General features: G+C 52.4%; 17 protein-coding genes. 14 read left to right on the top strand and 3 right to left on the bottom strand.

Annotation, left to right across the window (positions count from 1 at the left end; genetic code table 11):
- Window positions 1-72 precede the first annotated feature (72 nt).
- Complete coding sequence (locus FRIGORI9N_RS04460) at window positions 73-1,059, bottom strand: malate dehydrogenase (protein WP_008248504.1); 987 nt, start codon at window positions 1,057-1,059, stop codon at window positions 73-75.
- Window positions 1,060-1,219: 160 nt separating this feature from the next.
- Here FRIGORI9N_RS04460 and FRIGORI9N_RS04455 point away from each other — a divergent pair, with 160 nt between their 5' ends.
- From FRIGORI9N_RS04455 to zapE, 11 genes are all read left to right on the top strand, one after another.
- Complete coding sequence (locus tag FRIGORI9N_RS04455; protein ID WP_159568660.1) at window positions 1,220-1,948, top strand: GntR family transcriptional regulator; 729 nt, start codon at window positions 1,220-1,222, stop codon at window positions 1,946-1,948.
- A gap of 195 nt (window positions 1,949-2,143) precedes the next feature.
- Window positions 2,144-2,557 carry a succinate dehydrogenase, cytochrome b556 subunit gene (sdhC, locus tag FRIGORI9N_RS04450; protein ID WP_138518073.1) on the top strand — a complete coding sequence of 138 codons (414 nt, stop codon included), beginning with the start codon at window positions 2,144-2,146 and terminating at the stop codon, window positions 2,555-2,557.
- Entirely contained in the window at window positions 2,557-2,937 is a 381-nt protein-coding gene (sdhD, locus tag FRIGORI9N_RS04445; RefSeq protein ID WP_201301443.1) for a succinate dehydrogenase, hydrophobic membrane anchor protein, read from the top strand. The genes sdhC and sdhD overlap by 1 nt, the downstream gene beginning before the upstream one ends.
- A 2-nt stretch (window positions 2,938-2,939) precedes the next feature.
- Entirely contained in the window at window positions 2,940-4,721 is a 1,782-nt protein-coding gene (sdhA, locus tag FRIGORI9N_RS04440) for a succinate dehydrogenase flavoprotein subunit (RefSeq protein WP_159568658.1), read from the top strand.
- Between the two features lie 22 nt (window positions 4,722-4,743).
- On the top strand, window positions 4,744-5,460 hold the full coding sequence (locus FRIGORI9N_RS04435; protein WP_105029332.1) for a succinate dehydrogenase iron-sulfur subunit: 717 nt from the start codon (window positions 4,744-4,746) through the stop codon (window positions 5,458-5,460).
- Window positions 5,461-5,532: 72 nt separating this feature from the next.
- On the top strand, window positions 5,533-5,805 hold the full coding sequence (locus FRIGORI9N_RS04430) for a succinate dehydrogenase assembly factor 2 (protein ID WP_159568657.1): 273 nt from the start codon (window positions 5,533-5,535) through the stop codon (window positions 5,803-5,805).
- 25 nt (window positions 5,806-5,830) lie between these two features.
- Window positions 5,831-7,138, top strand: a complete 1,308-nt coding sequence (locus FRIGORI9N_RS04425) for a citrate synthase (RefSeq protein WP_159568656.1) — start codon at window positions 5,831-5,833, stop codon at window positions 7,136-7,138.
- 306 nt (window positions 7,139-7,444) lie between these two features.
- On the top strand, window positions 7,445-10,303 hold the full coding sequence (locus FRIGORI9N_RS04420; protein ID WP_159568655.1) for a 2-oxoglutarate dehydrogenase E1 component: 2,859 nt from the start codon (window positions 7,445-7,447) through the stop codon (window positions 10,301-10,303).
- Between the two features lie 68 nt (window positions 10,304-10,371).
- Window positions 10,372-11,658: a 2-oxoglutarate dehydrogenase complex dihydrolipoyllysine-residue succinyltransferase gene (gene odhB / locus FRIGORI9N_RS04415; RefSeq protein WP_159568654.1), complete on the top strand. Its 1,287-nt coding sequence runs from the start codon at window positions 10,372-10,374 to the stop codon at window positions 11,656-11,658.
- A gap of 11 nt (window positions 11,659-11,669) precedes the next feature.
- Window positions 11,670-13,106: a dihydrolipoyl dehydrogenase gene (lpdA, locus tag FRIGORI9N_RS04410; RefSeq protein ID WP_159568653.1), complete on the top strand. Its 1,437-nt coding sequence runs from the start codon at window positions 11,670-11,672 to the stop codon at window positions 13,104-13,106.
- Between the two features lie 81 nt (window positions 13,107-13,187).
- Complete coding sequence (gene zapE / locus FRIGORI9N_RS04405) at window positions 13,188-14,279, top strand: cell division protein ZapE (RefSeq protein WP_159568652.1); 1,092 nt, start codon at window positions 13,188-13,190, stop codon at window positions 14,277-14,279.
- 7 nt (window positions 14,280-14,286) lie between these two features.
- On the opposite strand, the gene FRIGORI9N_RS04400 is transcribed toward zapE, so the two are convergent.
- Window positions 14,287-16,644 (bottom strand): Tex family protein, encoded by a 2,358-nt coding sequence (locus FRIGORI9N_RS04400; protein WP_159568651.1) that lies wholly within the window; start codon window positions 16,642-16,644, stop codon window positions 14,287-14,289.
- Between the two features lie 12 nt (window positions 16,645-16,656).
- On the opposite strand from FRIGORI9N_RS04400, the gene FRIGORI9N_RS04395 reads away from it, so the two are divergent.
- The 3 genes from FRIGORI9N_RS04395 (at window position 16,657) to FRIGORI9N_RS04385 (ending at window position 19,365) form a co-directional block, all read left to right on the top strand.
- Window positions 16,657-17,055 carry a hypothetical protein gene (locus FRIGORI9N_RS04395; RefSeq protein WP_159568650.1) on the top strand — a complete coding sequence of 133 codons (399 nt, stop codon included), beginning with the start codon at window positions 16,657-16,659 and terminating at the stop codon, window positions 17,053-17,055.
- A 99-nt stretch (window positions 17,056-17,154) separates the two neighbouring features.
- Window positions 17,155-17,370 carry a YdcH family protein gene (locus tag FRIGORI9N_RS04390; RefSeq protein ID WP_008248474.1) on the top strand — a complete coding sequence of 72 codons (216 nt, stop codon included), beginning with the start codon at window positions 17,155-17,157 and terminating at the stop codon, window positions 17,368-17,370.
- A 30-nt stretch (window positions 17,371-17,400) separates the two neighbouring features.
- On the top strand, window positions 17,401-19,365 hold the full coding sequence (locus FRIGORI9N_RS04385; protein WP_159568649.1) for an ATP-dependent DNA helicase: 1,965 nt from the start codon (window positions 17,401-17,403) through the stop codon (window positions 19,363-19,365).
- A 45-nt stretch (window positions 19,366-19,410) separates the two neighbouring features.
- Here the strand turns inward: FRIGORI9N_RS04385 and FRIGORI9N_RS04380 are convergent, their stop codons facing one another.
- Window positions 19,411-20,259, bottom strand: coding sequence for an outer membrane protein assembly factor BamD (locus FRIGORI9N_RS04380; protein WP_159568648.1), 849 nt, complete (start codon window positions 20,257-20,259; stop codon window positions 19,411-19,413).
- Window positions 20,260-20,368 lie beyond the last annotated feature (109 nt).

Genomic DNA, 20,368 nt, shown 5'->3' with positions numbered 1-20,368 from the left:
GCGATATTCCTCGGTTGCAAATAAAAAAAGCCAGCATCTCTGCTGGCCTTTTTATCACGAATTGCCTGTGAATTACTTGCCCAGCAAGTGCTTCACGCCTTCGCGTTCTTCCATCAGTTCGTTCAGGGTAATGTTGATGCGCTCTTGGCTGAATGCATCAATTTCCAGACCCTTCACAATTTCAAACTTGCCATTGGCGCAAGTCACAGGGAAGCCGAATTGTGTGCCTTCAGGAATTCCATAGGAACCATCAGAAGGGATACCCATGGTCACCCACTTGCCGTTGGTGCCCAATACCCAGTCGCGTACGTGGTCAATTGCAGCATTGGCAGCTGAAGCGGCTGACGACAAACCACGTGCTTCAATAATGGCCGCACCACGCTTGCCCACTGTTGGCAAGAAAGTGTTGGCGTTCCATTCCTGGTCGTTGATCATGTCTTTTACAGATGCACCGTCGATTGTTGCAAAACGGTAATCGGCGTACATCGTGGGCGAGTGGTTGCCCCACACAGCCAACTTCTCAATGGAGGCAACTGGCTTGCCGGTTTTGGCGGCAACCTGGCTCAAGGCGCGGTTGTGGTCCAGGCGCAGCATGGAAGTAAAGCAATTTGGGTCCAGATCGGGAGCAGATTGCTGTGCAATGTAGGCGTTGGTGTTGGCAGGGTTGCCTACAACAAGTACCTTCACTGTTGGCTTGGCGTTGTCGTTCAGTGCTTTGCCCTGAACGGTGAAAATTGCACCGTTGGCTTCCAGCAGGTCTTTGCGCTCCATGCCTTTGCTGCGTGGGCGTGCGCCAACCAGCAAAGCAACGTCAACGTCTTTGAACGCTGTCGCGGGGTCATCAGTGATCACCACACCTTGCAGCAATGGGAATGCACAGTCTTCCAGTTCCATGACCACACCTTTCACTGCGGGCAGGGCGGGGGTAATGTCCAGCAACTGCAAAATCACGGGCTGGTCTTTGCCCAGCATGTCGCCATTGGCGATACGGAACAACAAGCTGTAGCCAATTTGGCCGGCAGCGCCTGTAACGGCAACTCGCATTGCGGGTTTGGTCATGTCAAACACTCCAAAGGATTAAAAATCGAAGGCCATAGTTTAGCGCCAAACACTGACACCTTGTTGACTAACTTGGTGGATTAGAGGGGTTTAACTTTTAAAAGTCATCTATAAGATATAAGATACACAATAATCCGAAAAAACAAGATCGAGACACAATTTGCAATCCGTTAATCCTACGTTCAGCCCGCTTTATCAGCAAATTAAAGGTTTGCTGTTGAAAAGCCTTCAAGATGGCGAATGGAAGCCGGGTGAGCTCATTCCGTCCGAAACCGAGCTTGCCACACGCTACGGAGTAAGCCAGGGCACCGTGCGCAAAGCCATTGACGAGCTAGCCGCCGAGAATCTGGTTGACCGCAAGCAGGGTCGGGGTACTTTTGTTGCCACGCACAATGAAGCGAAATCCGAGTACCGTTTTTTGCGTCTTGCCGCCGACGAAGAACCCGGGGTCAAGCCCAAATCCACCTACTTGTCGGTAGAGCGTGTACGCGCCAGCTCACAAATTGCCAAATTGCTTGATATCAAACCCAGCGACTCCGTGTTTGTGGTCAAGCGTGTAATGCGTTTCGATGGCGTGCCCCGTATTTTTGATGAAATCTGGCTTCCTGCTTCTCAATACAAAGGTCTCACTCTCGAGCGCCTTCAGCAGTGGAATTCCACCCTCTATGGTTTTCTTGAAAGCAGCTTCAATGTGCGCATGTTGCGCGCCAACGAGCACATCAAGGCCGTGAGTGCGCAGCAGGAGCACGCCGATATTCTGCAGGTCGGGGTAGGCACCCCTTTGCTGCTGGTCGAGCGCCTTTCAATGACGTATGCTGACAAACCAGTGGAGCTTCGTCGAGGTTGGTATTTGACCGACAAGTTTTCATACAGGAATGAATTGTATTGAATTGATACAAGTCTTTTGCGGGCAAAAGAATGCATTTGGACCTCTTAGCGCTCAAAATCAAAAATATCCCGCTTTTAGCGTTTGCTGATTTGGTTCAAAATATATCGTTGTCCGATATTGGTTTTTCTAAAGGATTCAAGCCGAAAGGCTTTGGGTTTTGGCCCGTTTTCCAATCACTTTTATAAGAACACGAGCATGTCAAACACTGTTGCGAAGAAACGTCCGGAGTACCGGAACATACATGTCACACAAATTCTGAAGTACAGGCTGCCTTTGGCGGGCAAGCTGTCGATTTTGCACCGCGTCAGTGGCGCTGTGCTGTTTCTGGCACTTCCTGTCATTCTTCTGCCGCTTTTCGACAAAAGCATCACCTCTGAACTCACTTTCCTTGAAATGCAATCGCTGGTCAGCAGCCCATTGGTCAAAATTGTGTTGTTGGGCTTGATCTGGTCGTATTTGCATCACTTCGCTGCTGGTATCCGTTACCTGGCGCTTGATGTTCACATGGGCACTGAAAAATACGCCGCCAGCAAAAGCGCCGGTATCGTATTTGCAGTCAGCCTGAGCCTGACCGCCCTGTTTGGCCTGAAACTGTTCGGAGTGTTTTAATCATGGGTAACAATATTGGTTCAAAGCGCCTTGTGGTCGGCGCGCACTACGGTCTGAAAGAATGGGTGGCGCAGCGCATCACGGCGGTCATCATGGCGGTATACACCATTGGCCTGTTCCTGGCTGTGTTGTTCACCCCCGATCTTGATTACGTGAAGTGGGTTGGTTTCTTCAACTTCACCGTGCTGTCGTTCCCCTTGGGCAAAATTCTCGCACTGCTGGCCATCTTGTCCCTGTGCTACCACGCCTACATTGGTATTCGCGACATCTGGATGGACTACGTCAAGCCCACCGGTATTCGTCTCTCATTGCAAGTTTTTACAGCGTTGTGGTTGCTTGGTGCAGCCGGCTACGCTGCTGACATTCTCTGGAGGGTCTAAAAGTGACTGCAGTTAAAACTTCCCTTCCTCGTCGCAAATTCGACGCGGTGATTGTAGGTGCGGGTGGCGCGGGTATGCGCTGTTCGCTCCAGTTGGCAGAGGCTGGTCTGAATGTAGCCGTGCTGTCCAAGGTATTCCCCACACGCTCACACACTGTGGCAGCGCAGGGCGGTATCGGTGCATCGCTGGGCAATATGTCCGATGACAGCTGGTACTGGCACATGTTCGACACTGTAAAGGGTTCCGATTACCTGGGTGACCAGGACGCGATCGAATTCATGTGTCGTGAAGCCCCCAAGGTTGTTTACGAACTCGAACACTTTGGCATGCCTTTTGACCGCAACCCGGATGGCACTATTTACCAGCGCCCATTTGGCGGTCACACAGCCAACTTTGGTGAAAAGCCGGTTCAGCGCGCTTGTGCTGCAGCCGACCGCACAGGCCATGCCTTGTTGCACACCCTGTATCAGCGCAATGTACGCGCGCGCACCCAGTTTTTCGTCGAGTGGATGGCGCTTGACATCATTCGCGACGCCGACGGCGACGTGGTGGGCGTAACCGCGCTTGAAATGGAAACCGGCGAAATGATGGTTTTGGAAGCCAAAACCACGGTGTTCGCTACCGGTGGCGCAGGCCGTATCTGGGATGCATCCACCAACGCCTTCATTAACACAGGCGATGGCATGGGCATGGCAGCACGCGCTGGCATTCCCCTGGAAGACATGGAATTCTGGCAGTTCCACCCCACAGGTGTAGCCGGTGCCGGTGTTCTGGTAACAGAAGGCGTTCGCGGCGAAGGCGGTATTCTGTTGAACAGCGAAGGCGAGCGTTTCATGGAACGTTATGCGCCTACCTTGAAAGATTTGGCTCCACGCGACTTCGTGTCTCGCTCCATGGACCAGGAAATCAAGGAAGGTCGCGGCTGTGGCCCCAACAAAGATTATGTATTGCTGAAGCTCGATCACTTGGGCGCTGACACGATCATGAAGCGTTTGCCCTCGATTCGCGAGATCGCAATCAAGTTCGCCAACGTCGATCCAATCAAAGAGCCAATTCCTGTTGTGCCAACCATCCATTATCAAATGGGCGGTATTCCAACCAATGTGTATGGTCAGGTTGTTGCGCCCAAAGTACCGGGTGGCGCCAGCGAAATCATCAATGGCATGTACGCCATTGGCGAGTGTGCGTGCGTGTCCGTTCATGGCGCAAACCGCTTGGGCACCAACTCATTGCTCGACTTGATCGTCTTTGGCCGCGCTGCAGGCAATCACATTGTGAACAGCAATCTGAAAGCCCGCAGTCACAAAGAGTTGCCAGCCGATGGCACTGATTTGACCATGGCGCGTGTCGACAAACTGATGACCTCGACCAGCGGTGAAAACGTGCGTGTAGTGGCCGATTCGATCCGCAAGGGCATGCAGTACCACTGTGGCGTATTCCGTACCACCCAGCTGATGAACGAAGGCGTGACAAAAATTGTTGATCTGGCAGCACAAGCTGATCACATTCACTTGAAAGACAAATCCAAAGTGTTCAACACCGCGTTGGTTGAAGCGCTGGAACTGGCCAACCTGCAGGAAACAGCAAAGGCCACCATGGTTTCAGCAGCAGCCCGCGAAGAAAGCCGTGGTGCGCACGCACACAGCGATTTTCCTGAGCGCGATGATGACAAATGGATGCGTCACAGCCTGTGGTATTCCGAGGGCAACCGCCTGGACTACAAGCCAGTGAACTTGAAGCCAATGACAGTTGAAACCTTCCAGCCTAAAAAGCGGACGTTCTAATCAAGGTTACGAGGTACAGAAAATGAGTGAAAAAAGAATCGTACGTTTCGAAATTTATCGCTACGACCCCGACACCGGCGAAGCACCGAAAATGCAAAAGCTGGAAGTTGAGTTGGAGCCCACCGACAAAATGTTGCTCGATGCACTGATGCGCATCAAGAGCGATGTTGATGAATCACTGGCCTATCGCCGCTCATGCCGTGAAGGTGTGTGTGGGTCTGACGCCATGAACATCAACGGCAAAAATGGCTTGGCCTGTATCACGAACCTGCGCGACCTAAAGCAGCCGATCGTACTGAAACCGCTGCCAGGTCTTCCCGTGGTGCGCGACTTGATCGTGGACATGACCCAGTTTTTCAAGCAGTACCATTCCATCAAGCCATATTTGGTGAACGACACGCCTCCCCCTGAAAAGGAACGCCTGCAATCACCTGAAGAACGCGAAGAGCTGGATGGTCTGTACGAATGTATTTTGTGCGCCTGCTGTTCAACCAGCTGCCCGTCTTTCTGGTGGAATCCCGATAAATTCGTGGGGCCGGCCGGTTTGTTGCAAGCTTACCGTTTCATTGCTGACAGCCGCGATCAAACCACTGGCGAGCGTTTGGACAACCTGGAAGATCCTTACCGATTGTTCCGTTGCCACACCATCATGAACTGCGTGGACGTTTGTCCAAAGGGCTTGAACCCCACGAAAGCAATCGGCAAGATCAAGGAACTGATGGTGCGTCGCGCCGTCTAGAATCCTTGTTCGGATTTTTTTATTCAAATCGGGGTTGTGCACTGCAAAACCCCGTTTTCTTTGTTGTAGTTTATGGCTAATCAGAGTCATCAGGCGGATCCAACTCAACGTGCCCGTTTACGCTGGCGCGCCCGTAGAGGCCTATTGGAAAACGACCTGATAATCGAACGATTTTTCGACAAGCATGAAATGGAGTTAACCGATGACGACGTACAGGCTTTGACTGTGCTGTTTGAAGAGGTTGATAACGTGCTGCTTGACCTGTTCCTAGGCCGAAAAGAGCTGGAAGGTAGTCTGGATACGCCCGATGTGCGCAGGGTTGTCCAGATGATGCGAGAACTTTAATTTCAATCCATTAGAAGGAAATCCGATGAGCACAGAACACAAGGCCACGCTGTCTTTTTCAGACGGCACCCCTTCGGTAGAATTTCCCATTCACAAAGGTACCATTGGTCCTGATGTGATCGACATCCGCAAGCTGTACGGCTCGACCGGCAAATTCACCTACGACCCAGGTTTCCTGTCCACAGCATCCTGCAATTCGTCCATTACCTACATCGATGGTGACAAGGGCGAATTGCTGTACCGCGGCTACCCAATTGAGCAGTTGGCTCAAAACTGCGACTTCATGGACGTGTGTTACCTGCTGCTGAACGGTGAATTGCCGAATGTGTCTGAGAAAACGACATTCGACGAGCTGGTCACCAAGCACACCATGGTCAATGACCAGATGAACTTCTTCTTGCGCGGTTTCCGCCGCGACGCGCACCCCATGGCCGTGATGACTGGCTTGGTGGGTGGCATGTCTGCCTTCTACCCTGATTCGATGAACCTGCTGGACAAAAACCAGCGTGACATTTCCGCGATCCGTTTGATCGCGAAAATGCCGACCCTGGTGGCCATGGCCTACAAATACGGCATCGGTGCACCGAATATTTATCCCAAGAATGAACTGGGTTACACCGCCAATTTCATGCGCATGATGTTTGGCAATCCTTGTGAAGAATACAAAGTCAACGACGTGCTGGTGCGCGCCATGGACCGCATCTTCATTTTGCATGCGGATCACGAGCAAAACGCATCGACTTCAACTGTTCGTTTGTGCGCTTCCTCGGGAACCAACCCGTTTGCAGCGATTGCAGCCGGTGTGGCATGTTTGTGGGGTCCATCACATGGCGGCGCCAACGAGGCCTGCCTGAATATGCTGACCGAAATTCAAGCCAACGGCGGCGTAGAAAAGATTGGTGACTTCATCGCCAAGGTGAAAGACAAGGATTCAGGCGTGCGCCTGATGGGCTTTGGTCACCGCGTGTACAAAAACTACGACCCGCGTGCCAAGCTGATGCGTGAAACCTGCCACGAAGTGTTGAACGAACTTGGCTTGCACGACGACCCATTGTTCAAGATTGCCATGGCCTTGGAAAAAATTGCGCTGGAAGATGAATACTTCGTCAAGCGCAAGCTGTACCCGAACGTTGACTTTTATTCAGGCATTGTTCAAAAAGCCATTGGTATTCCTGTGCCACTGTTTACCGCCATCTTCGCGTTGGCCCGTACCGTTGGCTGGATCGCCCAGTTGAACGAAATGATTGCAGACCCCGAGTACAAAATCGGTCGTCCACGTCAGTTGTTCAATGGCGCAGCGCATCGCAACGTCAAGCCAATCGATCAACGTTAATTCGATGATCCATTAAAAATGAAAAGCCACCCTCGGGTGGCTTTTTTCATTTTCACCACATTTTTCACATTCATCCAAGACAACGCTTTAGTGCGCTTTCTCTAATCTGCTATCCTTTGGGCTTAACTCTTAAAACAGTCTTTTTGGCTGTTTTTTGCTATCTGGTTAGGGGCAGGGGCTCCACAAACCAGACGGGGAGTGCGGTTTAACCCACGTGTGTAGGGATTCGGTCCGATGGCAATAGCCAAGGTCGAGTCCGAACCCCACATCTTTGAAACGAGAAACTCGGAAAAAGGTGAAGCGCAAATGATGCGATCATTACAACAAAACTCGTACTTGTTCGGGGGCAATGCGCCCTATGTCGAAGAAATGTACGAGGCCTATCTGGATAACCCAGGTTCTGTGCCAGACAAATGGCGCGCCTATTTTGACCAAATGCAAATGGTACCTTCCGCTCACGGCGACGTGAACGAGAAAGACGTAGCCCATGCGCCGGTCGTTCAATCTTTTGCTCAACGCGCCAAAAAAGGCTTCTTGCAGCCGCAGATTCATTCTGCTGATCTGGAAGTGGCCAAGAAGCAGGTGCATGTGCAGTCTATTGTGGCTGCCTACCGTTTCTTGGGCTCGCGTTTTGCTGATCTTGACCCGCTCAAGCGTCAGGAACGCCCAAATATTCCAGAACTTGATCCGGCCTTCTACGGTTTGACCGAAGCGGATATGGACATCACGTTCTCTGCGACCAACACTTATTTTGGTCAAGACCAAATGACCCTTCGCGATATCGTGAAGGCGCTGCGTGACACTTATTGCCGCTCCATTGGTATTGAATACATGCACATCAGCGACCCCGCTCAAAAGCGCTGGTTGCAAGAACGCATGGAAACCAGCCTGGGCACCGCCCAACTGACTGCCGAAGAGAAATTGCACATTCTTGAGCGCCTTACCGCTGCCGAAGGTCTCGAACGTTATTTGCATACCCGTTATGTCGGCCAGAAACGTTTCTCACTGGAAGGTGGTGAATCGTTTATTGCTTCGCTTGATCAAGTGATTCAGCGTGGTGGTGCCAACGGTGTGCAAGAAACCATCATTGGTATGGCTCACCGCGGTCGCCTGAACGTATTGGTGAACATTTTGGGCAAAAGCCCAAGCCAGTTGTTTGAAGAATTTGAAGGAAAGCATGCAGATGATTTGCCAGCCGGTGACGTGAAGTATCACCAAGGCTTTTCATCGGATGTGACCACCCCCGGTGGCCCCATGCACTTGTCATTGGCGTTTAACCCATCGCACCTTGAAATCGTGAACCCGGTGGTCGAAGGTTCCGTGAAAGCTCGCCAGGAACGTCGCGGCGACAAAGAGGGTAAGCAGGTATTGCCAGTGCTGGTGCACGGCGATGCTGCCTTCGCCGGTCAGGGTGTCGTCATGGAAACCCTGAACCTGGTACACACCCGCGGCTACGGCACGGGCGGTACGGTTCACATTGTAATTAACAACCAGATCGGTTTCACCACCTCGGATCCTCGCGACAGTCGCTCGACTTTGTACTGTTCAGACGTCGTGAAGATGATTGAAGCACCCGTATTCCATGTGAATGGTGACGATCCCGAAGCCGTTATTTTCGTGACTCAATTGGCGCTTGATTTCCGCATGGAATTCCAGCAAGACGTGGTGATTGATATTGTGTGTTTCCGGAAATTGGGACACAACGAGCAAGACACGCCTGCAGTTACCCAACCCTTGATGTACAAGAAAATTGGTCAGCATCCAGGCACTCGTACTTTGTACGCTGAACGTTTGGTGATGCAGGGTATTTTGAAGGACGACGGCGCGGACAAGTTGGTTGCAGATTTCCGTGCTGCCATGGACGAGGGCAAGCACAACCGTGCTGACCCAGTGCTGACCAATTACAAGAGCAAATTCGCTGTTGATTGGTCACCTTACCTGAACAAGAAGTGGACTGACGCGGCTGATACGTCTGTGCCAATTTCTGAAATCAAGCGTTTGTCTGAACGTGTTACTACAGTGCCTGAAAACTTCAAGGTTCATCCCTTGGTGCAAAAGGTGATTGCAGACCGCGCCGCCATGGGACAAGGAGAAACCTTGCTCGACTGGGGCATGGGTGAGCACTTGGCTTACGCTTCCCTGGTTTCATCCGGTTATGCCGTTCGCATGACTGGTCAGGATTGCGGTCGCGGCACGTTCACTCACCGCCACGCTGTACTGCACCATCAGGGTCGCGAAAAGTGGAGTGAGGGCACTTACGTCCCTCTTGAAAATATCTCTGAAGGTCAGGCGCCATTCACAGTGATCGACTCGGTGTTGTCCGAAGAAGCTGTGCTTGGTTTTGAGTATGGGTACTCCACAGCTGAACCCAACACCTTGGTCATCTGGGAAGCCCAGTTCGGTGATTTCGCCAACGGCGCCCAAGTGGTGATCGACCAGTTCATTTCATCCGGTGAAGTGAAATGGGGGCGTGCCTCCGGTTTGGTGATGATGCTGCCGCACGGCTACGAAGGGCAGGGTCCCGAACATTCTTCCGCGCGCATCGAGCGTTATTTGCAGTTGTGCGCCGAGAACAACATGCAAGTGTGCCAGCCCACTACGCCGGCACAGATTTTCCACTTGTTGCGTCGCCAGATGATCCGCTTGTTCCGCAAGCCATTGATCATCATGACACCGAAGTCTTTGTTGCGTCACAAGGAAGCCACTTCTTCTTTGCAAGACCTGTCCAAAGGTCACTTTCAGACTGTCATCGGTGATCAGGGCGAACTGGATTCCAGCAAGGTCAAACGAGTGGTGCTTTGTTCTGGTCGTGTGTATTACGACCTTATCGCGGCTCGTCGTGAGCGCAATATCAAAGATGTTGCGATTGCGCGTGTTGAGCAGCTTTATCCATTCCCACACAAGTCACTTAGCGCTGAATTGCGTAAGTATCCGAACCTGACTGATGTGGTGTGGTGTCAGGACGAACCTCAAAACCAGGGTCCCTGGTTCCAGATCCAGCACAACGTGTTGGAAAACCTGTCCGAAGGACAGCGTCTGGGTTATGCAGGTCGTCCGGCTTCAGCTTCTCCGGCCGTGGGCTATTACGCCAAGCACAACGAACAGCAGAAAGCGCTGATCGATGCTGCATTCGGCAAGCTCAAGGGTTTCGTGGTAACTAAATAAACACAGGAAGCGGGCAGGTCATGGTGGCCGCCCGCACTTGAACAAAGAATTCAAAAGGAAAATATTCCATGGCAATCGTAGAAGTGGTCGTACCACAACTGTCCGAATCTGTCGCCGAAGCAACGCTGTTGAATTGGTACAAAAAACCGGGTGACGCTGTCAAGCGTGACGAAAATCTGATTGACGTAGAAACCGACAAGGTGGTGCTTGAAGTGCCTGCACCTTCAGGTGGCGTAATCGTTGAAATTCTGTGCGAAGACGGTGCAACTGTTGTAGCAGGTCAGGTTTTGGCAAAAATTGACACCGAAGCTAGTGCCTCCGCAAGCGCGCCTGCTGCAGAATCTGCACCTGCCGCCGCCGCTCCAGCGGCTGCCCCGGCAGCATCGGCTCCGGCTCCTTCTGCCAATGTAGATGGTTCAGTGGCCATGCCAGCTGCAGCCAAAATGATGGCTGAAAACAATCTGAGTGCTGGTCAAATCGCAGGTTCTGGCAAAGATGGCCGCATCACCAAAGGCGATGTGATTGGTACCTTGAATGCACCTGCAGCAGCGCCTGCACCTGCAGCCAAACCAGCAGCTGCACCGGCTGCTGCCAAGCCAGTTAGTCTCCTGCCCGAGGTAAAGGCTCCGCTTGATCCTGCTACCTTGATCGAAGGTCGCCCAGAGCAGCGCGTGCCCATGAGCCGTTTGCGAGCCCGTGTTGCTGAACGACTGGTGCAGTCTCAGCAAACCAACGCCATTCTGACCACGTTCAACGAAGTGAACATGAAGCCGGTGATGGACTTGCGCAACAAGTACAAAGACAAGTTCGAGAAAGAGCATGGTGCCAAGCTGGGCTTCATGGGCTTCTTCGTGAAAGCTGCAGTGGCAGCCTTGAAAAAGTACCCTGTGTTGAATGCTTCTGTAGATGGCAGCGACGTCGTGTACCACGGCTACTTTGATATCGGTATTGCAGTGGGTTCGCCACGCGGTTTGGTGGTGCCGATTATTCGCAACGCAGATCAAATGAGCATTGCCGACATCGAGATGAAAATTGCAGAATTCGGCCAGAAAGCCAAAGACGGCAAGTTGAGCCTTGATGACCTGACAGGCGGCACCTTCTCGATTTCCAACGGTGGTGTGTTTGGTTCCATGTTGTCCACCCCGATTATCAACCCACCCCAGTCAGCAATTTTGGGTATTCATGCCACCAAAGAACGTGCCGTGGTTGAAAACGGTGAAATCGTGATTCGCCCCATGAACTACCTGGCCATGAGCTACGATCACCGAATTATTGATGGTCGCGAGGCGGTACTTGGTTTGGTTGCAATGAAGGAAGCCCTGGAAGACCCAGCACGCTTGCTGCTGGAACTGTAAGGGGAATAGTCATGAGTACACAATACGACGTAGTAGTGATCGGTGCGGGCCCAGGCGGTTACATCGCCGCGATCCGTGCAGGTCAATTGGGCATGAAAGTGGCCTGTATTGAAGGCAATGCTTACGATGATCCCAAGGGCGAGCCGCGTTTGGGTGGTACCTGCCTGAACGTGGGTTGTATTCCATCGAAAGCTTTGCTGGCATCTTCTGAGGAATTCGAGAAGATTGCTCACCATGCGGAAGACCACGGTATCACTGTGACTGGCGCGACGATGGATGTGGCCAAGATGGTCAAGCGCAAGGATGATATCGTTGCCAAGATGACAGGTGGCATTCAGTACTTGTTCAAGAAAAACAAAGTCACGCCCATCAAGGGGTGGGCCAGTTTTTCCGGCAAGGTCGATGGCGGTTTTGAGCTGACAGTGAAAAGTGCCGCGGGTGAAGAGAAGGTGACTGCCAAGCAAGTGATTGTGGCCACTGGTTCCAAGGCCCGCCATTTGCCAGGTATTGCCGTTGACAACGAATTGGTATGCGACAACGAAGGTGCCTTGAAATTTGGCGCTGTGCCCAAGAAATTGGGCGTGATTGGTGCCGGTGTAATTGGTCTGGAGTTGGGTTCGGTTTGGCGCCGTTTGGGTGCTGACGTAACCGTGCTTGAAGCCATGCCTAATTTCCTGGCCGCTGCCGACGAAGGTGTTGCCAAGGAAATGCAGAAGATCTTCACCAAACAAGGCTTGAAGATGCACATGGGTGTCAAGATCTCCGATGTGAAGGCCAGCAAGAAGGGTGTTTCTGTGGCCTACACCGATGTAGATGGTGCAGCCCAGAAGCTCGATTGCGACAAGTTGATCGTGTCGGTAGGCCGTGTGCCCAATACCGATGGTTTGAACCTGGAAGCAGTTGGCCTGAAAACCAACGACCGCGGTCAAATCGATGTGGACGCACATTGCCAAACATTGGTTGCGGGCATTTATGCAGTTGGTGATGTAATTCGCGGTGCCATGCTGGCGCACAAAGCCGAGGAAGAGGGCGTAATGGTTGCTGAAATCATGGCGGGTCAGGCCGGCCACTGCAACTATGACACCATTCCATGGGTTATTTACACCTCACCTGAAGTGGCTTGGGTTGGTAAAACCGAGCAGCAGTTGAAGCAGGAAGGCCGCAAGTACAAGGCAGGTCAGTTCCCGTTCATGGCCAATGGCCGTGCGCTGGGGCAAGGCGATTCACAAGGCTTTGTGAAAGTGCTGGCCGACGCCACTACTGACGAAGTTCTGGGCGTTCATATCATCAACAGCCATGCATCCGATCTGATTGCAGAAGCGGTGATGGCGATGGAGTTCAAAGCTTCTTCTGAGGACATTGGCCGCATTTGCCATGCACACCCCAGTTTGTCTGAAGTAGTTAAGGAAGCGGCTTTGGCTTGCGACAAGCGTCAACTGAACGGTTAAACTCAGACTGACGTCGACCCCAAACGGCTGGTGAATTGCTTCATCGGCCGTTTTTAATTCTATTGATTCAAACTCATCATCGTGAACGTTCAGGAACATTACAAACAAACTTTGACCGAACGGGGTTACCAATCGGATGCTGCACAGCAAAAGGCCGTGGACCGCATGCAGCTTTTCTATGATGAGTTTGTGGAATACAAAAAGGCGCGCAGCAGTGTGATCAAGAAGTTTTTGAATCGCCCCGCTGTACCCAAAGGCTTGTACCTGTGGGGCGGAGTTGGCCGCGGTAAAAGTTTTTTGATGGATTGCTTTTACAACTCGGTCACTGTTCAGCGCAAAATACGTTTGCACTTTCATGAGTTCATGCGAGGGGTGCATGCAGAACTCGATGACCTGAAAGGTGTTCAAGATCCGCTCGACGAGGTGGCGGCACGCATCGCCAAACGTTATCGCCTGATTTGTTTTGATGAGTTTCACGTGTCGGACATTGCCGATGCCATGATTCTTTATCGCCTGCTCGATGGCTTGTTTGCCAATGGCGTTACGTTCTTGATGACTTCAAATTACAAACCCGACGATTTGTACCCGGACGGCCTGCACCGCGATCGTTTGCTGCCCGCAATTGCTTTGTTGAACAAGCAGCTTGATGTGATCAATGTGGATGTGGGGGTCGATTATCGCCGCCGCACATTGGCGCAATTGAACACCTACCTGATGCCGTTGACTGAAAGTGCAGACATTCAATTGACCGACGATTTTAATCGTTTGGCTGAAGTGGCCGACGAGGCTGCCGAGTTGCAAATCGAATCGCGCGTGATCAAGGCGGTGCGCCGTGCAGGTTCAGTGGTGTGGTTTGACTTCCCCACCTTGTGTGGTGGCCCACGCTCACAAAACGATTACCTGGAAATTGCCAGTCAGTTTCAAACCGTCATTCTAAGTGGCGTACCCAAGATGGGAGCTGGCATGGCGTCGGAGGCGCGCCGATTCACCTGGTTGATTGACGTGCTCTACGACCACAAAGTGAAGTTGATCATGTCGGCAGCAGTAGAGCCGGAAGAACTTTACACCGAAGGTGCCATGGCGCATGAGTTCTTCCGCACGGTGAGCCGCATTGTTGAAATGCAATCAAAAGAGTACCTGGACTCACCGAAGCGAAACGCCGTTCGCCTTTGATCTACGCTTATTTGCTTCCCTTCGCCTTTGCAAACGCGGCAGCAAATGCATTGTTCGCAAATCCGGAGCCCGGTTGTGGTGCGCCATTTCCACCACGCCGATCACCTCGAGAGTCACCTGCGCGGTTGGCTTGAACTTGGCGAGCGGTATTTTGCCCTGGTGCAGCTTTGGGCACATCGTCGCCCATTTTCATGGTCAATGAAATCCGCTTGCGTGGAATGTCGACCTCAAGCACTTTCACTTTGACAATTTGACCGGTCTTGACCACGCTGTGCGGGTCTTTCACAAAGGTATTCGACAAGGCAGACACGTGCACCAATCCATCCTGGTGCACACCAATGTCGACAAAAGCACCGAAGTTCGCCACGTTGGTGACCACACCCTCAAGTGTCATGCCCGGTTTTAAATCGGCCATGGTGTGTACCTTGTCGTCAAACTTGGCGGTCTTGAAGCTGGGGCGCGGGTCACGGCCCGGCTTTTCAAGTTCGATCAAAATATCCTGAACGGTGGGTAAACCGAACCGGTCATCCACAAACTCGGTGGGTTTCAGCTCTTTCAGCGCGTCTCGATTGCCGACCAGGCTGCCCACTGGCTTCTTAACCTTGGACGCCATTTTCTCCACCACAATGTAGGCCTCTGGGTGCACCGAGGATGCATCGAGAGGATTATCGGCACCGTGAATACGCAGGAAGCCCGCCGCTTGTTCGAATGTTTTGTCACCGAGCCGTGGCACTTTGCGAAGGTCTTCGCGGCTTTTAAATTTGCCGTTGCTGTTTCTGAACGAAACCAGTGCCTTGGCCACTGATGCGTTCAAGCCCGATACGCGCGACAGCAATTGCTCAGACGCCGTATTCACCTCTACACCCACCGCATTGACGCAATCTTCAACCACCGCGTCAAGGCGTCCACTCAACTGGCGCTGATCCACATCGTGCTGGTATTGACCCACACCAATTGATTTCGGATCAATTTTTACAAGCTCTGCCAAGGGGTCCTGAAGCCGGCGTGCAATTGAAACTGCACCGCGAATGCTGACATCGAGATCGGGCAATTCGGCTGATGCCAAGGCTGAAGCGGAGTAAATCGAGGCACCTGCTTCACTGACCATGACTCGGGTGGCTTTGAGGTCTTTGTGTTGGGCAAGCAAGTCGGCAGCAAGCTGATCAGTTTCCCGGCTGGCCGTTCCATTGCCGATCGCAATCAATTCGACATTGTGTTTCATGCAAAGCGCTGCCAGCAGCGCAATCGATTCATTCCATTGGCGGCGCGGCTCGTGTGGGTAAACAGTGGCGTGTTCAACCACCTGGCCTGTGCTGTCTATCACGGCCACTTTCACGCCAGTGCGAATACCCGGATCCAGGCCCATGGTGGCCTTGCCACCGGCTGGCGCCGACAACAGCAGGTCTTTCAGGTTTTTTCCAAACACGGTAATGGCCTCGGCTTGGGCTGCGTCACGCAGCGTACCGATCACCTCACTTTCCAGGGAGCTGGCTAATTTGATTTTCCAGGTCCAGCGGCATGTTTCATTGAGAAATTTACCTCGAGGACTGTCGTTGCGTTCAATGCCATGCAATCGCGCGATTTCTGATTCGAAGGGATGGGGCGCGCGCGGGCTCTCGGCTTCCCACACCTCTGGTAAATCCACTTTCAGCGTCAAGAATCCTTGCTCGCGACCACGAAGCATGGCCAACATGCGGTGCGACGCGGTGCTGCTCAAGGCTTCTTGATGTTCAAAGTAATCTTGAAACTTGATTGCTTCGCTGGCTTTTTCAGGCACTACAGCGGCGCGAATAGCGCCCTCGGCTTTCAAGCGACTTCTTAAAAGAGCCAACAAAGCTGCGTTCTCGGAAAACTGTTCAGCCAAAATGTCACGTGCACCGTCCAGCGCCGCCTTGGTGTCATTAATTTGATGTTCGGCATTCAAGTAAGCCGCAGCCAATTCTTCAGGCACTGCTTGCTTGTTTTCAAAGATTTCATCAGCCAGTGGCTGCAGGCCGGCTTCACGGGCAATTTGAGCACGTGTGCGGCGCTTGGGCTTGTAGGGCAGGTACAAGTCTTCCAGCGTTTGTTTGTTTTCTGCTTGTTCAATTGCAGCTTTGAGTTCAGGTGTCAGTTTGCCCTGGCTTTCAATGGATTCCAGAATACTGCCGCGTCGGTCTTCCAGTTCACGCAGGTACACCAATCGTTCTTGAAGGTCGCGAAGCAGTGCGTCGTCGAGCCCGCCCGTGGCCTCTTTTCGGTAACGGGCAATGAAGGGTACAGTTGAGCCTTCGTCCAACAAATCCACAGCTGCCTTGATTTGTGATTGCGCGGCACCCAATTCTTGGGCCAACTGGGCGATAATTCGATTTTGAACAAGCGACATGGATTCTGATCTATGAGTTTTCAAAGTAAGCAGGGCATTGTGCCACAGCTTGTGAAGTCCTTCGGGGTCAGGGTGCAAGGCCTGTTCACCCGCATTTTGCCAGCTTCGGCCTTGTTGCTGGCAGCTTGCAGCACGATCCAACTTCAGGCAAGTAAACCCCAAGCGCCAAATACGCTTGACCAAGCACGAGCCTACGTGGCTGAGCGTGAAAAACAACTTGAGTACCTGGAGTACGAGTTGAACGAACAGTCACGCGCCTGTTACAAAAAGTTTTTTGTATCCAGTTGCCTGGACGATGTGCGTTTACAAGGCGCTCAAATTCGCAGGGCACACCTGGAAGTTCAAGGTCAGGCCGAAGACATGATTCGTTTGAATGAGTATGCGAATCGACGCGCGAGAACACCAAACTAAAACAGGCCGCAGAACGGGTGATCCACTTCGGGTAGATTGTTTCCAGCCTTCGTTCACTTGCGGCTACAATGTTCACAACACCGAGCTGGTTCAACCTGAATGCCCATGGTCCACACTGAAGACATTGAATCGATCAAGCGACGAATCGTAGAACTGCAAGTCGAGCACCGCGACCTGGATCAAATAATTGCCATGCTCACGGCGCAGGCAGGTTTCGATCAGCTACAGGTTCGCAGGTTGAAAAAGCGAAAGTTGCAAATCAAAGACTCGATTACGCTGCTCCAAATTCAGCTTGAACCCGATATTCCCGCCTAACTTTTACACCTAAACGCACCTGTATCCTGCATGTTTGATTTTTCTGAACCCTTGAACGAGGCATTCGCCCCTGGTGGCGCTTTGGCTCGCCGTTTGCCTGGGTTCAGTGCACGCGAATCACAAATCGAGATGGCACAAGCCGTGGGGCAGGCCATTGAGAAACAAAGCGCTTTGGTTGTCGAGGCGGGCACAGGTACAGGCAAAACCTTTGCGTATGTCGTGCCTGCCTTGTTGTCGGGTCGCAGGGTATTGTTGTCCACGGCCACCAAAACTTTGCAAGATCAGTTGTTCAACAAAGACCTTCCGTTGGTTCGTGAAGCCTTGGGGGTGCCGGTTAATGTGGCTTTGCTGAAAGGCCGTCAAAATTATGTGTGCCATTTTCACCTTGAGCGGGCTTTAAAAGAGGCACGTTTGCCGTCGCCGCGTGAAGTGGATCATCTTCAAAAAGTGAAACTATTTGCAGGCCGCACTCACACGGGTGATCGCGCCGATTGTGCAGGCGTGCCCGAGGATTCCGCCGTGTGGAGCTGGGTAACTTCCAACAAAGACAACTGTTTGGGTGGCGAATGCCCCAATGCCTCGGAGTGTTTTGTGAACAAGGCGCGCCGGGATGCGCTGGACGCAGAGGTGGTTGTGGTGAATCACCATTTGTTTTTGGCCGACCTTGCGCTGAAAGAAGAGGGAATTGCAGAATTGCTGCCCGCCTGCGATGTAATCGTATTTGACGAAGCACACCAGTTGCCAGATATCGCGACAAGCCTGCTTGGACAGGCGATATCCACAGCCCAGTGTCAGGAGTTTTTGCGTGATGTACTCATTGAAGGCCGAACTTCCAGTGCGGATGCTGGCGATTGGGACACCGTGCTCCGCCCCATGGAGCTTGCCCTGAAGGAAATTCGCCGAATCGTAGGTACCGAGATTGATTCAGCGCGGTTCACGCATGCCCAGTTTTTGGCCTTGAATGGCGTGGCTGCCGTGTGCGCTGACTTTGAAAGTCGCCTGGAGGGCTTGATTGAAATGATCAGCCCATTGTCGGTGCGCAATGAGTCGTGGGTGAAACTGATGGGCCGGGCAAGCGAGCTGTGCCTGCGCTGGCAAGATTGGTTCTCGCCCGCAACCGCGCAAGCCGATGAACAATCTGTGCGATGGGTGAGTGTGTCTACCCATGTGGTTCAGTTCTGTGATTCACCACTGGATGTATCCAATGCATTTGCCAAGTTGTATGCCGAACAGCCCAAAGCGTGGGTGTTTACCAGTGCCACCTTGAGTATCAAGGAAAGCTTGCAGCACTTCACCTTGCAGGTGGGGCTGGATGATTGCCAACAGCTTTTGTTGCCCAGTCCTTTTGACTATGAGTCGCAGGCATTGCTGTGTGTACCCGACAATCTCCCGTTTCCAAACGAGCCCCAATTCAGCAAGAAGTTGTGCGAAACGGTGTGGCCGTTGCTGCAAGCCAGTGAGGGCGGCGTGTTTTTTCTGTGCACCAGCCATCGCGCGGTCAAGCAAGTGGGGGAATACCTGCGTGAACGCATTGAGAAGGACGAGCTTGATTGGAGCTTGTTGGTCCAGGGGGAAGCATCCAGGGCCGAGTTGCTTGAACAGTTCCGGGTGTTGAATAACCCGGTTTTGGTGGGGGCCGCCAGCTTTTGGGAAGGTGTGGACATTCGGGGTGAAGGGCTGCGCTTGGTCATCATCGACAAGTTGCCGTTTGCACCACCTGATGATCCTGTGTTTCAAGCCAAAAGTGAGTTGATTAAAAACCGCGGTGGCAATGCGTTTCAGGATCTGTCATTGCCCGATGCTGCCATTGCCTTGAAGCAGGGAGCAGGCCGCTTGATTCGTGACGAATCAGATTGGGGTGTATTGCTGATTGGCGACCGTCGCTTGGTAGAAAAAGGCTATGGCAAGCTGCTTTGGCGTAGTTTGCCGCCGTTCAAGCGCACACGAGAATTGAAAGTGGCTATTCAGTTCATGACTGACAAGCGCCAAAAATAAAAAAGGATCCACGAAGGATCCTTTTTTATAAAACCAGAAGAGTGTTTACTCTTTCCAGACCTGCCACCACTTGGCTTCAACCTTTTCCTTCTCTGGAAGATCCATATCCCAGTAAGGGCTGTCTTTGAAGTTCAGGTTGATCACACGCTTGGTGTCTGCCGCCAAGGCGGTCATATTCAATTTCTCGTAGCTTCTCAGGCTGATAAACAGGGCTTCCTCAATGGAGGGTGTCTGTTCGAATCGACGAACCACTTCCTGAGCCCGGTTAACGGCGGCCAGGTAGGCGCCACGCCTGTAATAGTAGCGGGCCACATGCAACTCGTTTTGCGCCAGTGCATTCACCAGGTATTGAAGGCGAGACTTGCTGTCGTCGTAATATTTGCTCTCAGGAAAGCGACTGACTACTTCCTTGAACGCATCAAATGCTGCGCGTGTTCCTTTCGGGTCGCGAGCACTTTGATCTTCGCCAGAAAGCAGTGCAAAAATGCCTTTGTCTTCGTTAAAGCTGATTAGACCACGCAGGTAATACACATAATCAAGGTTTTGGTGGTTGGGGTACAGCTTGATGAAGCGGTCGGTCGCTGCCAAAGCCTGGGCATTGTCGCCAGACTTGTAATAGGCAAATGCGGTGTCAATTTGAGCTTGCTGCGCAAAACGGCCGTAAGGGTAGCGCGCTTCCAGCTTTTCCAGCAATTCGATGCCGCGTTCGTAGTTGCCCACATCAATTTCTGCTTTGGCTTCCTCGTAAAGGCGGGCAGGGCTCCAACCCTCGGTTTCATCGAATTGTTTTGCCGAGCCGCAGGCAGCCAGTGCGAAAATCAACGCGGGGATCAGGAATAACTGCGATAATGTGCGCAGCCAAGTATTGCGCGGGGCCAATGTGGTTTTGTTCATGTGATTTCGAAACCCGAAGTGTCCCTGTTTGATCATCTATGGTTTTCCATTATATCGGGCAAAGCCCGTGCTGCCCACCGGCGGCATACTCAATTGAAAGATTCGATTT

Origin of the sequence: Limnobacter sp. 130 (genome assembly GCF_902506325.1) — a bacterium.
GTDB lineage: Bacteria > Pseudomonadota > Gammaproteobacteria > Burkholderiales > Burkholderiaceae_B > Limnobacter.
The sequence above is the reverse complement of the archived record's forward strand: the minus strand, read 5'-3'. Positions and strand labels throughout refer to the sequence as shown.

Excerpts from the sequence above, each read along its gene's own strand:
- FRIGORI9N_RS04435 (WP_105029332.1), top strand. The coding sequence starts at position 4,744 with ATGAGTGAAAAAAGAATCGTACGTTTCGAAATTTATCGCTACGACCCC.
- FRIGORI9N_RS04390 (WP_008248474.1), top strand. The coding sequence starts at position 17,155 with ATGCCCATGGTCCACACTGAAGACATTGAATCGATCAAGCGACGAATC.
- FRIGORI9N_RS04430 (WP_159568657.1), top strand. The coding sequence starts at position 5,533 with ATGGCTAATCAGAGTCATCAGGCGGATCCAACTCAACGTGCCCGTTTA.
- FRIGORI9N_RS04460 (WP_008248504.1), bottom strand. The coding sequence starts at position 1,059 with ATGACCAAACCCGCAATGCGAGTTGCCGTTACAGGCGCTGCCGGCCAA.
- FRIGORI9N_RS04425 (WP_159568656.1), top strand. The coding sequence starts at position 5,831 with ATGAGCACAGAACACAAGGCCACGCTGTCTTTTTCAGACGGCACCCCT.
- sdhC (WP_138518073.1), top strand. The coding sequence starts at position 2,144 with ATGTCAAACACTGTTGCGAAGAAACGTCCGGAGTACCGGAACATACAT.
- FRIGORI9N_RS04380 (WP_159568648.1), bottom strand. The coding sequence starts at position 20,259 with ATGAACAAAACCACATTGGCCCCGCGCAATACTTGGCTGCGCACATTA.
- odhB (WP_159568654.1), top strand. The coding sequence starts at position 10,372 with ATGGCAATCGTAGAAGTGGTCGTACCACAACTGTCCGAATCTGTCGCC.
- FRIGORI9N_RS04420 (WP_159568655.1), top strand. The coding sequence starts at position 7,445 with ATGATGCGATCATTACAACAAAACTCGTACTTGTTCGGGGGCAATGCG.
- FRIGORI9N_RS04395 (WP_159568650.1), top strand. The coding sequence starts at position 16,657 with ATGAGTTTTCAAAGTAAGCAGGGCATTGTGCCACAGCTTGTGAAGTCC.
- FRIGORI9N_RS04400 (WP_159568651.1), bottom strand. The coding sequence starts at position 16,644 with ATGTCGCTTGTTCAAAATCGAATTATCGCCCAGTTGGCCCAAGAATTG.
- FRIGORI9N_RS04385 (WP_159568649.1), top strand. The coding sequence starts at position 17,401 with ATGTTTGATTTTTCTGAACCCTTGAACGAGGCATTCGCCCCTGGTGGC.
- lpdA (WP_159568653.1), top strand. The coding sequence starts at position 11,670 with ATGAGTACACAATACGACGTAGTAGTGATCGGTGCGGGCCCAGGCGGT.